This is a genomic window from Micromonospora sp. NPDC048170, assembly GCF_040652795.1.
In the GTDB taxonomy this organism is placed as follows: Bacteria; Actinomycetota; Actinomycetes; order Mycobacteriales; family Micromonosporaceae; genus Micromonospora.
In genome coordinates, this window is record NZ_JBEZMR010000012.1 from 85,130 (window position 1) to 99,818 (window position 14,689).

Here is a 14,689-nt window from a genome sequence, read left to right on the forward strand (position 1 = left end):
AGTCGCCCCGGCGGCCAGGCGACCGCCTCCGCGACGTCCGCCGTCAGGTTGCCGGCAGGCGGCTCAGGTCTGCGTCTTGACCAGCGGGAACTCCAGCGAGCCGGCCGGGCAGAGGAAGGTCATCACGTCCACCCGGTAGAGCCCGGCCTGGATGGCCGGGTCGGCCTCCATCACGCTGCGCACGTCGTCCACCGAGCCGGTGCGGGCCAGGCCGAAGCCGATCGGCGGGTCCGGTTCGCGGGCCGGGCCGTCCACCGAGCCGGCGATCAGGATGATCCCCCGGCGTTGCAGCGCCTGCATGTGGGTCAGGTGCTCGGCCTGCAACCGCTGCACCGTCTCCGCCGGCAGCGCCCGCCCGGCCGCTCCGGGATACAGCACGATGCACTCGTACGTGTCGAGCGCGAAGTCGACCTGCGGCACTCCCGTCATGGCGCTCCTCCCGCGTCGCGCCGCACGCGGCGACCCCTGGTCGACGCCGAGCCGGCACCGGCCCCAGCGTCGCACGGGCGGCCGGCCGACACGGGCGCTCCGGTCAACTTCGTCCGCGCCCCGGCCCGGTTGCGGCCCGGTCGCGCCGTTTCGTCGACACCCACCTCGACCACGTGCCGGCGCCGGTGCACGTGCGACCCTGGTGATTCCGGTCTCGATCCACCCCGATGGTGGTGCGGGCGACGATCGACGGGAAAGCCTCTCCGACGGTGGCTGGAACCGGCCGCTGGAATCGGACGGACAGGATGGGGAATCCACGCATGACGAACGATGCCGGCAAGCAGCCCGCGAAGGCCTCGGGGACGTACCGGATCGGGGGCGACCTCCAGGTCGACCGCCTCGGCTACGGGGCCATGCAGATCACCGGCCCCGGCGTGTGGGGCGACCCGAAGGACCCGGCCGAGGCCGTGCGGGTGCTGCGCCGGGCGTACGAGCTTGGTGTGACGTTCATCGACACCGCCGACTCCTACGGGCCCTTCGTCAGCGAGCTGCTGATCCGCGAGGCGCTGCACCCGTACGCCGACGACCTGGTCATCGCGACGAAGGCCGGCCTGACCCGCTCCGGCCCGGGCGACTGGCGACCGGTGGGGCGCCCGGAGTACCTGCGCCAGCAGTGCGAGCTGAGCCTGCGGCACCTCGGCCTGGACTGCATCCCGCTCTACCAGCTGCACCGGATCGACCCGCAGGTGCCGCTCGCCGACCAGCTCGGGGAGCTGGCGCTGCTCCGGCAGGAGGGCAAGATCCGGCACATCGGCCTGTCCGAGGTGACCGTCGAGCAGATCGAGGCGGCCCGCAGCATCACCCCGATCGTCTCCGTGCAGAACCTCTACAACCTGGCGGACCGCAGCGCGGAGGCCGTCCTGGAGCACTGCGAGCGCAACGACCTCGCGTTCATCCCCTGGTTCCCGATCGCCACCGGCAACCTGGCCCGCCCGGGCGGCCCGCTGGACGCGATCAGCACCGAGCACGGCGCGACGCCCGCCCAGCTCGCCCTCGCCTGGCTGCTGCGCCGCTCGCCGGTGATGCTGCCGATCCCGGGCACGTCGTCGGTGGCGCACCTGGAGGAGAACGTGACCGCCGCCGAGGTGCGGCTCACCGACGACGAGTACGCGGCCCTCGCCAAGGCCACCTGACGCCGCGCGGGGGCGGACGGCACCGGCGGCGGGCTCGCGCTGCTGCTCGCCGCCGGGCGACAGTGGATCGGCGAGCGCGCCCGCCCGCGCCCGGCGAATGCCTTACCGGCGACGCGCCGGGCGACGCGCCCCGCCGCCCCGACGACGCCACCGGTGGAACAGCACGGTTGTCTCCCGGCCCCGGTGACAACCGTGCTGTTCCACCGGTCACGTCCCGCGTGCGTCGCGGGCCCCGGCTGGAAGGTGGGCTCATCGGCGGGGCAGCTCGACAGGGGCCGACCGGGCAACCCGCGGAGAGCGTGGGGAGGCTGGTGTCCAGTCAGGACCTGAAGGACGCCGTCCGAACCGATCCGTGAACGATGCCATGCTCGCAGTCAGCGCAGGACGCGGAACAGCAGCAGGAAAGCCACGTAGGCGACCGGCACGGCGGCGAAGCAGACCAGGAAGCCGAGATGCACGTAGCGGGGCGGGGTGCCGGCGACCGCGGCCGGCCTCCCCCAGCGGCCGAGCACCAGGTAGCCGGCAAAGAAGGAGAGCGCCGGCAGCCCCGCACAGATCCACGCGCCGAGGGTGAAGCCGTCGACCAGGCCGACGCCGGAGGCGAGCACCATGATCATCATGAGGATCACGCCCACGGCGGCGCAGCCCGCGTAGACGGCGAGCGCCCGGGCCACCGGCGACCAGCCCGGCAGCAGCGCCGGCCGTTGCGCGAGCAGTTCGGCCTGCTGCCCGTGCCGGTCGGACTCGTCGGCGTAGCGTCGGACCAGCTCCAGTTCGACGGTCGGGTCGGTCTCCGCCGGACGCGGGGCCGGCACCCCGCCCGCCGCCGCCGGCAACGCCAGCCTCGCCTCCCCCACTTGGGAATACGCCCCGACACCCGACCGCCCCGGCACGCCGGCTGCGCCGGCGGGTCCATCCTCCCCCGGAGCGGCACCGGCGAGCGGGGCGCCCCCGGCCCCACCGTCACCACCCGACGTCGCCCACGACCCGGCGCCGGACCCGACGGCCCCGTCCCCGTGCGTCCCGTTCCGGTGCGGCGCGGGGCCATGCGGCCCGTTCCCGTGCGGCCCGTTGCCCTCCGGCGCGGGGCCGTGCGGCCCGTTGCCGAGCGGCGCGAGGCCGGTGGGCACGCTCGACGCCGGGATGCCGATGGCCTGGCCGAGCTGGTCGAGGCGCTGCCCCTGGGCGATCAGCCGGTGCTGGAGGTAGTCCGCCGCGGTGTGCAGGTTGCGCCGGCGCTCGGCGTCGGCGGCGGCACCCCGCTCACCGGCCCGCCGCTGCTCGGCGAGTTGCCGGGCCAGCGCCGCGTACTCGTCGAAGGTGGACACCGCCTCAGTCCTCCCCGTCCGGGCCGTGCCCCTCGCGGGCGAACGGCACGATGAGCCGGGTGCGCTGGTCGTGCCGGTCGACCAGGAGCGCCCGGTCGGGCCGGGGCACGTACGCGAGGTCGTGCACGCCGAGGTGCAGGCCGAGCTCGGCGCCGGGCACGTTCAACGCGACCAGGCAGGCGACGTCGTCGCGGTTGTGGGCACCGCCGAGATCGTCGGCGAGCCGGCGCAGCCCGCGCCACCAGCCGAGCAGGTGCACCCCCTGCCCGGGTCCCTGCCGCAGCAGGCTCCGCAGGTCGTCGTGACCGGAGCGGAACGTGTCGGGGTCGGTGGCGGCGAGCACGCCGCTGGCCGCGTCCACCCCGAAGACGACCAGATAGGTGCGGCCGTCGGCGGGCGCGACGCCCCCCGCCGGTGCGGCCGTGGCGGCCGAGCCGGCGGGGACGGACAGCGTGGTGGCGAGGGTGCCGACGTGCTGGCGCAGGTCGGCCGCGTCGAGGCGGTGGACCGGGTGGCCGGCGGCGGCGAGGATCGCGGCGGTGTCGGCGGCGGCGGATTCGGCGGCGGTGACCAGCGGGGCGAGCAGGAAGCGGGCGTCGCCCGGGGCGAGCTGCCGGGCGAGGCTCAGGGTGGCCGCGCGCAGCACCTCCGCGCCGGTGACCGAGGTGCCGACGACGGCCAGGTGCCGGCCGGGGGTCGCGTCCATCATGAACAGCGCGGAGGTGCCCTCGACGTCGACCGTCCGCCCGACCAGGGCCAGCGGGCGGCGGCCGCCCGGGCGCAGCCCGGCGAAGGTCGGGTCGTCCTCGACGTGGGCGGCCTCGTAGCCCTTGAAGACCGACGGGGGGCGCGCACCCGCCGGTCGGGCCTGCCACAGCTCGTGACGCAGGCCGGCCAACTCCCCGGCGGCGGCGTGCGCGTCGGGGAAGCGGACGACGGTGTCGGCGCCGACCGCGCCGGCCGAGGTGTTGAGCACCGCCGAGCCGACCGGCAGGGTCTGGGCGGCCTCGTTCAGCGGATCGAGCACCCCGCCGCCACCGGGCAGCGCCACCCGGAGCGCGAACTGGCCGAAGATCGCCTCGGCCCGGCCGTAGAGCGCCTCGACACCGGTCATGCTCTGGCTGGCCAGGACCAGGTGCACGCCGTACGAACGGCCCTTGCGGGCCAACTCCTCCAGCAGGTCGACCGACTCGCGGGCCAGCGCGTCGTTGCCGGCGAGGAGCACGTGGAACTCGTCGATCACCGCCACGATCCGGGGCACCGGACTGTCGCGGGGCAGGTCGGCGAGCTTGGTGACGCCGTGCCGCTTGAGCGTGGTGGCCCGCCGGGACAGCTCGCGGCGCAGCTCGCGCAGCACGGCGACGCCGTACTCCCGGTCGGACTCGATGCCGACGGCCCGCGCGTGCGGCAGCCAGGACGGGTCGCGGGGGGTGGGGACGAACTCGGTGAAGCTCACCCCCTCCTTGAAGTCGAGCAGGTAGAGCTGGAGTTCGGCCGGCGAGTAGCGGGCGGCCAGCCCGTAGAGGACGTCGAGCAGGAAGACGGTCTTGCCGGCGCCGGTGCGCCCGCCGACGAGCCAGTGTGGGGTGGCGTCGTCGAAGGCGACGGTGACCTGGTCGCGGCCGGCCCGGCCGACCACCGTGCGCAGCCCGTCGCCCGAGGACTCGACCCACCGCCGCCGGGGCAGCAGCTCGGCGAAGCCCACCGTGTCGCTGCGCCGGGCGGCGGCACCGAGATGCGCGGCGAGGGCGGCCACCGACGCGGCGGGCGGGTCGCCGTCGAGCAGCACGGGGGCGGCCAGGCCGCTGCCGTCGTGGCTGAACGGGGCATCGTGCGGGTCGCCGACGTGGGCGTACCGCTCGGTCAGTCGGATCGTGGTGGTGGCGCCGAGCTGCGGTGCCGGCTGCGCCGACGCGGTGGCCGGCTGGCCGGCGACCAGCACGCAGACGGCGGCGGCCGGCCCGGCGTGGGTGAGCGCGGCGAGCCGGGCCGCCTCGCGCGGCGGCGGCGCCGAGGCGGCGACGACCAGCAGCAGTTCCTGGTCGGGGCGGTCGGTGTGCCGGGCGGCGCGGGCGTGCCGCTCGGCGTCGTCGAGCAGGGTGGCCACCTCGGCCTCGCCGGTGGCCGGCGGGTCGAGGACGCCGGCGTCGACCAGCGGGCGCAACGGCCCGAAGGTGGCGCCGAGCGCGGCGGTGTCGATCCCGGCGACCCGGACACCGCCGGCCGGGGCGGTGGCGAGCAGCCGCAGCACGAGTGCCCGCAGCAGGCCGGCCACCCGGGGGTCGCGGGCGTCCGCGTCGACCGCGAGGTGGTGCCCGCCGCCCAGCGGTACGAGGACGGGAAAGCCGCCGTCGGGAGTGGACGCCTCGCCGACGCGGACCGCAACGGGCGCGCCGGCCACCGGGGTCGCGCCGGGGGTCGGGGTGGCGAGCGCGCCGCCGAGTGCCGCGAGCCGGGCGACCAGTTCGCCGTCGCCGACCGGGCCGGCCTGGGGCGTCCGCCCGGCCAGCGCCCGACGGGCGGTGTCGAGGTGTGCCCGGGCCGCCCGGTGTGCCGCGACCGCCTGCCCGTACGCCGACGCGAGCCTGCCCACCCTCTGCTCCCGTCGCCGTCGCCCCGCCTGGTCCCCAAGGACCCTAACGGACACCGGCGACACCCGGACAGTGGTGAGGCGGGTGCGCGGTCAGTGGGTGACGGCGTTCAGGGCCGGCAGGTAGCCGTGGCGGTAGCCGTCGGCGTCCGGGTGGTACGCCTCGATGACGCCGCTGACGTCGCGGATCCACGGGTCGGCCGCGCAGACCCCGTGCCCGGCGAAGTACGGCCGGGTGTCGGCGAACGTGGCGCCGGCCGCAGCCGCCCGGCCGGAGATGACGGTGGCGAGCACGTCCGCGGCCTCGTTGAGGATGGTCCGCTTGTAGGTGCTCATCGCCAGCAGCCCGCAGGAGCCCGTCTCGAACAGCCGCGGGTAGCCGAGCACGATCAGCCTCGCGTTCGGGGCCCGGTCACGGATGGCGGCGTAGGTGGCGTCCAGCCGGCCGGGCAGCGTCGCGGTGGCGAACGCCTTGGCCTCGTTCACGGCGTTGGTGCAGGCCGAGGTGCTGCCGAAGCGGCAACTGGTGATCACGTCGGCGAAGCCGGCGTCGTTGCCGCCGATGGTGATGGTGACGAGGGTGGTGGTGCCACTCAGCGAGCCGACCTGGTTGTTGATCACGTCGGCGGTGACGGCGCCGCCGCAGGCGGGGAACTTGAAGCTGGTGACCGCGTTGGCGGCGGCCCACAGCGGGGCGTACGACTTCTGGCTGCGCAGGCAGGTGGAGAGGTCGTACGGGCCGGCGCCGACGCCGGAGGAGTAGGAGTCGCCGAGGGCCACGTAGTTGACGGCTGCGGCGGCCTGGGCGGTGCCGGGGGCGAGTACCGCGCCGAGGGCGGCGGTGGACAGGGCGACCAGCGCGGCGAGGGCGCGGGCCAGCGGGCGGTTAGGCATGCGGGACCTCCACGGGACAGGGGATGGTGGGCCGGTGACCGCGCGCGTGGCCAGGGACGGAAGCTTGTTACCAGGCGGTAATGCTATCGAAACATTCGGATCAATGGAATGGGCGGGATCGGGCGAGGGGGACCAATCCGTTCACGATCGTCGATTAAGGTTGGCCGGTGCGTACACCCCGACGGAGGGAGTCCACCCCGTGCGACGCGCTCTCACGGCGGCCATCGCCGCCCTGACCGTCACCACCGCCGGCGGCCTGGTCGCCGGCACCCCCGGCCAGGCCGCCCCACCGGCCCCTGGCCGTCCGCCCGTTCCCACCACCGCACCGCAACCCGGCGGCCCCGGACTGGGCGACAGCTACTTCCCCGACTACGGCAACGGCGGCTACGACGTCCAGCACTACGACGTCCGGCTGCGCTACGACCCGGCGACCGACCGGCTCACCGGAACCACCACCATCCTGGCCCGGGCCACCCGGGACCTGTCCCGGTTCAACCTGGACTTCCTGCTCGACGTCGAGTCGGTGCGGGTCAACGGCTGGCAGGCCACGGCCGCCCGCGAGGGCGCGCACGAACTCGCGGTCACCCCGCGCCGCACCGTCGCGGCCGGCCAGCAGCTCACCATCGTGGTGCGCTACTCGGGTGTGCCGTCGGAGACGACGGTCGACGGCTACACCGGCTGGACCCGCACCGCCGACGGGGCGATGGTGGTGAACCAGCCCGAGTCGGCCTGGTGGTGGTTCCCCAGCAACGACCACCCGCTGGACAAGGCCACCTACGACGTCTCCGTCTCGGTGCCGACCGGCGTCGAGGTGATCAGCAACGGCGTGCAGCCCCGCGCGCCGCTGCCCGAGGCCGGCAACCGCACCCGGTGGAGCTGGCGGACCACGTCACCGACCGCCACGTACCTGACGTTCCTCGCCATCGGCCAGTACGACGTCGTCACCGACACCGCACCGAACGGGCAGCCGGTGGTCAACGCGTACAGCACCAGCCTCGGCGAGCTCGGGCCGGCCGCACGGGCCAGCGTCGAGCGCACCGCCGAGGTCGTCGAGTGGTGCAGTGGGATCTTCGGGCCGTACCCGTTCGAGGCGCAGGGCGGCGTGGCCGGGCCCGTCGACGGCATCAGCTTCGCCCTGGAGACGCAGACCCGTTCGGTGTACGGGCCGGGCTTCTGGCGGCGCGGTGCCAACACCTACGTGGTGGTGCACGAGAACGCACACCAGTGGTTCGGCGACTCGGTGTCGCTGGCCGACTGGCGTGACATCTGGCTCAACGAGGGCTTCGCCTCGTACGCGGAGTGGCTCTGGTCGGAGGAGCAGGGCGAGGGCACCGCGCAGGAGCTGTTCGACTTCACGTACGCCAGCTACCCGGCGGACGACGAGTTCTGGCGGGTGCCGCCGGGCAATCCGGGCCCGAGCCGGATTTTCGACGCCGCCGTCTACGACCGTGGCGCGATGACGGTGCACCAGCTCCGGCTGGCCATCGGCGACGAGGCGTTCTTCCGGCTCCTGCCGGCCTGGACGGCCGCGCACCGGCACGGCAACGCCACCACCGCCCAGTTCCAGGCCCTCGCCGAACAGGTCTCCGGCCTGGACCTGGACGACTTCTTCACCACCTGGCTGCTCACGCCCAGCCGGCCGGACGTGGCGAGCGCGGCCCGCAAGACCAGCCCGCCGGCCGAACCGAAGTCCTGGGCCAAGCTCCGCGAGTCGCACCACCTCCTGACCCGCTGAACCGTCCGGATGCCCGCCCGTTCACCGGGCGGGCATCGCCGACCCGGCCGAGGCACCAGCGTCGGCACCGGTGCCGGGCCGGGTCGGTCGGGCCGGTGCCGGCCGGGCCGGGGGCCGTCCTGCGGCTGGTAGCCGGCCGGACCGCTTTGCGGCGGTGCCGGCCGGCTAGCGCACGGCCAGGAGCGCCGGCCACCACACAGCCAAGGCCGCCGGCTAGCGCACAGCCAGGGGCTGGCGGGCCGGGTCCACCGGGGCGGGCAGCGTGCCCGTCCCGCCCAGGTGGGCGTGGATGGCGGCGGCCGCGGCCCGGCCCTCGGCGATCGCCCAGACGATCAGCGAGGCGCCCCGGTGCATGTCGCCGGCGACGAAGACGCCGTCGGCGTCGGTCTGCCAGTCGGGTCGGGCGTCGACCGCGCCGCGCGCGTTGCGGGCGACCCCGAACTGGTCGAGCAGCGGCTGCTCCTCGGTGCCCTCGAAGCCGATCGCCAGCAGCACCAGGTCGGCCGGTAGCTCCCGTTCCGAGCCCGGCAGCGGGGTGACGATGCGGCGCCCGTCCCGCTTCTCCACGGTCACCTCGGCGATCCGCACCGCCCGCACCTGGCCGGTGCCGTCGTCGACGAACTCCTGCACCGCGACGGCGAAGACCCGCTCGCCGCCTTCCTCGTGCGCCGCGTAGCTACGCAGCAGCCACGGCCAGGTCGGCCACGGGTCCCGGGCCTCGTCCCGGGCCGTCGGCGGCTGCGGGTAGAGGTCCAGCTGGTGTACGCCGGCCGCGCCCTGGCGGTGCGCCACGCCCAGGCAGTCGGCCGCCGTGTCGCCGCCACCGATGATCACGATGTGCTTCCCGGCCGCGTCGATCGGGGTGCCGTCGGGCAGTACCGCCGGGTCGGGCCGGCCGCCCGCCGCCGCCGCGACCACCCGGTTGGCCGCGACGAGATGGTCCATCGCCTGGTGTACGCCACGCAGCCCGCGACCCGGCGTCCCCGGGGTGTCCCGGCCCTGCAACGCGCCGCAGGCGAGCAGCACGGCGTCGTGCTCGGCACGCAACTGCTCGGCGGTGACGTCCACGCCGACGTTCACCCCGGTGCGGAAGCGCACGCCCTCGGCGGAGAGCTGGGCCAGTCGCCGGTCGATGTGCGCCTTCTCCAGCTTGAAGTCGGGGATGCCGTACCGCAGGAGGCCGCCGATCGCGTCGTCGCGCTCGTACACCGTGACGGCGTGACCGGCGCGGGCGAGTTGCTGCGCGGCGGCGAGGCCGGCGGGGCCGGAGCCGACCACGGCGACCGACCGGCCGGTCGGCGGCGGCACCGGGCGCGGCGACAGCCCGCCCCGCGCGACGGCCGCGCCGGCGATCTCCACCTCGACCTGCTTGATGGTGACGGGCTCGCCGCCACCGATACCGAGAACGCAGGCCGCCTCGCAGGGCGCCGGGCAGAGCCGGCCGGTGAACTCGGGGAAGTTGTTGGTGGCGTGCAGCGACTCGACCGCGGCGTCCCAGTTGCCGGTGCGGACCAGGTCGTTCCAGTCCGGAATCCGGTTGCCGAGCGGGCAACCGGCGTCGCTGTGGCAGAACGGGATGCCGCAGTCCATGCAGCGGGTCGCCTGCTCGCGGACCAGTTCCTCGCCGGCCGGCGGGTACACCTCCCGCCAGTCGCTGATCCGCACCGGCACGGGGCGGCGCGCGGGCAGCCGCCGGTCGTAGCGCAGGAAACCGTTCGGGTCAGGCACGAGCCACCTCCTGGACCGTCACCCGCGGGGCGGGCATGGTCGGCACGGACGAATCGGACGACGCCGACCGCGCGGGCGGCGCAGCGGAAGGCGCCGGCCGAACTGTTGGGGCGGCGGGCGCCAGTGCGCTCATCACCGCGTCGTCGACGTCGCGGCCGGCGGCTTCGGCGGCCCGCATGATCTCCAGCACCCGGCGGTAGTCCCGGGGCACCACGGCGGTGAACTCCGTTACCGCCTCCGGCCAGCGCTTGAGCAGCCCCTCGGCGACCGCCGAGTCGGTCTCGGCGAAGTGCCGCTGCACCAGCTCGTGCAGCGCCGTCTGCTCCTCCTCGGACAGCGGGGCCAGGTCGACCAGTTCCGCGTTCACCCGGCGGCGGTCCAGCCGGTGCACGAACGCGGTACCCCCGGACATGCCGGCGGCGAAGTTGCGGCCGGTCGGACCCAGCACCACCACGGTCCCGCCGGTCATGTACTCGCAGCCGTGGTCGCCGACGCCCTCGACGACGGCCACCGCGCCGGAGTTGCGTACCGCGAACCGCTCCCCCACCCGGCCGCGCAGGAACAGCTCGCCCGCCGTGGCCCCGTAGAGGATGGTGTTCCCGGCGATGGTCTGGTCTTCGGCCCGCTGCCCCGGCGCGGCGTCGCCGTCGAGGAACGGGGCGGCGGCGTCCGGCCGCACGACGAGCCGGCCACCGGAGAGGCCCTTGCCCACGTAGTCGTTGGCGTCACCGTGCAGGCGCAGGGTGACCCCGCGCGGGAGGAACGCGCCGAACGACTGCCCGGCGGTGCCGCGCAGCGTGAACTCGATCGTGTCGGTGGGCAGGCCGGCCCCGCCGAAGCGGCGGGTCACCTCGCCGCCGAGCATCGCGCCGACGCTGCGGTGCTCGTTGCGCACCGCCACCTCCACCCGCACGGGCGTACGGTCGCGCAGCGCCGGCCCGGCCAGGTCGATCAGCTCGTTGTCCAGCGCCAGTTCCAGGCCGTGGTCCTGGGCGCGGACGCCCCGGCGGGCGGCCCCGGCCGGCAGCTCCGGCAGGTGCAGTACGGGGGTCAGGTCCAGCCCGCCGGCCTTCCAGTGCGCGATCGCCGGGGCGACGTCGAGCAGCTCCGTCTGCCCGATGGCCTCCTCGATCGACCGGAGGCCCAGCTCGGCCAGGTAGCCGCGGACCTCCTCGGCGAGGAACAGGAAGAAGTTCTCCACGAACTCCGGCCGGCCGGTGAAGCGTTCCCGCAGCACCGGATTCTGGGTGGCGATGCCGACCGGGCAGGTGTCGAGGTGGCAGACCCGCATCATCACGCAGCCCTCGACGATCAGCGGCGCGGTGGCGAAGCCGAACTCCTCGGCGCCGAGCAGGGCCGCGACCAGCACGTCCCGGCCGGTCTTGAGCTGCCCGTCGACCTGCACGGTGACCCGATCGCGGAGCTTGTTGAGCAGCAGCGTCTGCTGCGCCTCGGCCAGCCCCAGCTCCCAGGGGGTGCCGGCGTGCTTGAGCGAGTTGAGCGGGGAGGCGCCGGTGCCGCCGTCGTGGCCCGAGATCAGGATGACGTCGGCCTTGAGCTTGGCCACACCCGCGGCCACGGTGCCGACGCCGACCTCGCTGACCAGCTTGACGTGCACCCGTGCCGACGGGTTGACGCACTTCAGGTCGTGCACGAGCTGTGCGAGGTCCTCGATGGAGTAGATGTCGTGGTGCGGCGGCGGAGAGATCAGGCCGACGCCGGGGGTGGCGTGCCGGGTACGGGCGATCCACGGCCAGACCTTGTTGCCGGGCAGCTGCCCGCCCTCGCCGGGCTTGGCCCCCTGCGCCATCTTGATCTGGAGGTCGTCGGCGTTGACCAGGTATTCGCTGGTCACCCCGAACCGGCCGCTGGCGATCTGCTTCACGGCGGAACGGCGGGCCGGGTCGTGCAGCCGCTCGACGTCCTCGCCGCCCTCGCCGGTGTTGGACTTGCCGCCGAGCCGGTTCATCGCGATCGCCAGGGTCTCGTGCGCCTCCGCCGAGATCGACCCGTACGACATGGCGCCGGTGGCGAACCGCTTGACGATCTCGGTGGCCGGCTCGACCTCCTCGATCGGCACCGGGGGCCGGACGCCGGTGCGCAGGGTGAACAGCCCGCGCAGCGAGCCCGCCCGGGCGGCCAGCTCGTCGACCTTGGCCGTGTACCGGCGGAAGACGTCGTACTGGCGGCTGCGGGTGGCGTGCTGGAGCAGGAAGACCGTCTCCGGGTTGAACAGGTGCAGCTCGCCCTCGCGGCGCCACTGGTACTCGCCGCCCACCTCGAGCCGGCCGGTGGGCTCGGTTCCGGGCGGCGGCCAGGCCACGGCGTGCCGGGCGGCGACCTCGGCGTGGATGCCGTCCAGCCCGATCCCGCCGATCTTGCTCGGGGTGCCCCGGAAGTAGCGGTGGACCAGCCGGGCGTCCAGCCCGACGGCCTCGAAGACCTGCGCCCCGCAGTACGACGACACCGTCGAGATGCCCATCTTCGACATGATCTTCAGGACGCCCTTGCCGAGGCCCCTGACGTAGTTGCGTACCGCCGTGGCCGGCTCCACCCCGGACAGCGCTCCGGTGGAGATCATGTCCTCCACCGACTCGAACGCCAGGTACGGGTTGACCGCCGCCGCGCCGTAGCCGACCAGCACCGCCGCGTGGTGCACCTCGCGGCAGTCGCCCGACTCGACGACCAGCGCCACCTGGGTGCGGGTCTGCTCGCGCACCAGGTGCTGGTGCACGGCGGCGGTGAGCAGCAGCGACGGGATCGGGGCGAGGTCGGCGTTGGAGTCCCGGTCCGACAGCACCAGGATGCGTACGCCGTCCTCGATGGCCTCGGAGACGTGCCGGCAGATCTCCGTCAGCCGGGCCTTGATCCCGGCGCCGCCCTCCCGGATCCGGTAGAGCCCGGAGACCCGCACCGCCTTGAAGCCGGGCAGGTTGCCGTCCTCGTCGATGGAGAGGATCTTCGCCAGCTCGTCGTTGTCGATCACCGGGTACGGCAGCACGATCTGCCGGCAGCTCGCCGGGCCCGGGTCGAGCAGGTTGCCCTCCGGCCCGATGGTCGACGCCAGGCTGGTCACCAACTCCTCGCGGATGGCGTCCAGCGGCGGGTTCGTGACCTGGGCGAAGAGCTGGTGGAAGTAGTCGTAGAGCAGCCGGGGCCGGGTGGAGAGCGGGGCGATCGGGGTGTCGGTGCCCATCGAGCCGAGCGGCTCGGCGCCGGTGCGCGCCATCGGCGCGAGCAGGATCTTCAGCTCCTCCTCGGTGTAGCCGAAGGCCTGCTGGCGGCGGCGTACCGAGTCGTGGGTGTAGACGATGTGCTCGCGCGGGGGCAGCTCGGTCAGCTCGATCAGGCCGGCGTGCAGCCAGTCGGCGTACGGCTGCTCCGCCGCCAGCTCCGCCTTGATCTCCTCGTCGTGCACGATCCGGCCGGCGACGGTGTCGACCAGGAACATCTTCCCCGGCTGGAGGCGGCCCTTGGCGACCACCCGGGCCGGGTCGAGGTCGAGCACGCCCGCCTCGCTGCCGAGCACCACGAGCCCGTCGTGCGTACGCCACCAGCGTCCCGGGCGCAGCCCGTTGCGGTCCAGCACGGCGCCGACGACCTCGCCGTCGGTGAAGGCGACCGAGGCCGGCCCGTCCCACGGCTCCATCAGGCTCGCGTGGAAGCGGTAGAAGGCGCGCTTGTCGGCGCCCATGTCCGGGTCGTTCTCCCACGCCTCGGGGATCATCATCAGCACCGCGTGCGGCAGGCTCCGCCCGGCCAGGTGCAGCAGTTCGAGGACCTCGTCGAAGTTCGCCGAGTCGGAGGCGGCCGGGGTGCAGACCGGGAAGACCCGACGGATGTTGCCGGGGAGGTGCGGGGTCCGGAGCAGTGCCTCGCGGGCCTGCATCCAGTTGCGGTTGCCCCGGATCGTGTTGATCTCGCCGTTGTGCGCGATCAGCCGGTACGGGTGCGCCAGCGGCCAGGACGGGAACGTGTTGGTGGAGAACCGGGAGTGCACCAGCGCGATCGCGCTGTGCACCCGCTCGTCGGTCAGCTCTGGGAAGAACACCGGGAGCTGGTCGGGGGTGAGCATGCCCTTGAAGACCATGGTCCGCGCGGACAGCGACGGGAAGTAGGCCGGCACGCCCCGCTCGGCGCTCTCCCGCTCGGCCTGCTTGCGTACGCAGAACGCCACCCGCTCCAACTCGACGCCGCCCAGCCGCGACCCGGCCGGCCCGGCCGGCGAGTCGGTGAGCCGGTGCGCGGCGAGGAAGAGCTGCCGGACCCGGGGCAGCGCCGCGAGGGCGGTCTCGCCGAGTCCACTCGGGTCGACCGGCACGTCCCGCCAGCCGAGCACGTCGGCTCCTTCGACCAGCGCGTACTTCTCCACCACGCGGCGGGCCTGCGCCTCGGCCGCGTCGTCGTCGGGCAGGAAGGCCAGGCCGGTGGCGTACTCGCCGGCCGGCGGCAGCGGGAAGTCCACCACGGCGCGCAGGAACGCGTCCGGAATCTGGATCATGATGCCCGCGCCGTCGCCGGTGTTCGGTTCCGCGCCCCGGGCGCCCCGGTGGTCCAGCCGGCAGAGCGCGTCGAGGCCGTTGACCACGACCGTGTGCGAGCGCCGTCCGTGCAGGTCCGCCACGAAGGCCACACCGCAGGCGTCGTGCTCCTGCGCGGGGTCGTAGAGCCCGGCCGCGGGCGCTCCCGGGCCGAGGTGCGGGGCCTGCTGCGGGCTGTTTTGAGGGTACGGAAAGGCCACCGGGCCTCCTGTCGTCACTCAGGGTGGATCTCGATCGGGACGACGTCGGCC

Annotated in this window: 8 protein-coding genes; 2 read left to right on the forward strand and 6 right to left on the reverse strand. The window is 74.5% G+C overall.

From position 1 onward, the window contains the following. Positions 1–63: 63 nt before the first annotated feature. A complete protein-coding gene (locus AB0D32_RS17720; RefSeq protein WP_357090884.1) occupies positions 64–429 on the reverse strand; it encodes a YciI family protein in 366 nt (121 codons plus the stop codon). 305 nt (positions 430–734) lie between these two features. On the opposite strand from AB0D32_RS17720, the gene AB0D32_RS17725 reads away from it, so the two are divergent. After that, positions 735–1,622, forward strand: coding sequence for an aldo/keto reductase (locus tag AB0D32_RS17725; protein WP_357090886.1), 888 nt, complete (start codon positions 735–737; stop codon positions 1,620–1,622). A gap of 374 nt (positions 1,623–1,996) precedes the next feature. Here the strand turns inward: AB0D32_RS17725 and AB0D32_RS17730 are convergent, their stop codons facing one another. The 3 genes from AB0D32_RS17730 to AB0D32_RS17740 all read right to left on the reverse strand — a co-directional run bounded on the left by AB0D32_RS17730 (position 1,997) and on the right by AB0D32_RS17740 (position 6,434). Beyond that, positions 1,997–2,950, reverse strand: coding sequence for a hypothetical protein (locus AB0D32_RS17730; protein WP_357090888.1), 954 nt, complete (start codon positions 2,948–2,950; stop codon positions 1,997–1,999). Between the two features lie 4 nt (positions 2,951–2,954). After that, positions 2,955–5,543 carry an FtsK/SpoIIIE domain-containing protein gene (locus AB0D32_RS17735; RefSeq protein ID WP_357090889.1) on the reverse strand — a complete coding sequence of 863 codons (2,589 nt, stop codon included), beginning with the start codon at positions 5,541–5,543 and terminating at the stop codon, positions 2,955–2,957. Positions 5,544–5,633: 90 nt separating this feature from the next. Further along, entirely contained in the window at positions 5,634–6,434 is an 801-nt protein-coding gene (locus AB0D32_RS17740; protein WP_357090892.1) for an SGNH/GDSL hydrolase family protein, read from the reverse strand. 199 nt (positions 6,435–6,633) lie between these two features. On the opposite strand from AB0D32_RS17740, the gene AB0D32_RS17745 reads away from it, so the two are divergent. Further along, positions 6,634–8,169 carry a M1 family metallopeptidase gene (locus AB0D32_RS17745; RefSeq protein ID WP_357090894.1) on the forward strand — a complete coding sequence of 512 codons (1,536 nt, stop codon included), beginning with the start codon at positions 6,634–6,636 and terminating at the stop codon, positions 8,167–8,169. A gap of 213 nt (positions 8,170–8,382) precedes the next feature. Here the strand turns inward: AB0D32_RS17745 and AB0D32_RS17750 are convergent, their stop codons facing one another. Continuing rightward, positions 8,383–9,897: a glutamate synthase subunit beta gene (locus AB0D32_RS17750; RefSeq protein ID WP_357090896.1), complete on the reverse strand. Its 1,515-nt coding sequence runs from the start codon at positions 9,895–9,897 to the stop codon at positions 8,383–8,385. Further along, on the reverse strand, positions 9,890–14,638 hold the full coding sequence (gene gltB / locus AB0D32_RS17755) for a glutamate synthase large subunit (protein WP_357090899.1): 4,749 nt from the start codon (positions 14,636–14,638) through the stop codon (positions 9,890–9,892). Before gltB ends, AB0D32_RS17750 begins: the two co-directional genes overlap by 8 nt. Between the last annotated feature and the right edge of the window lie 51 nt (positions 14,639–14,689).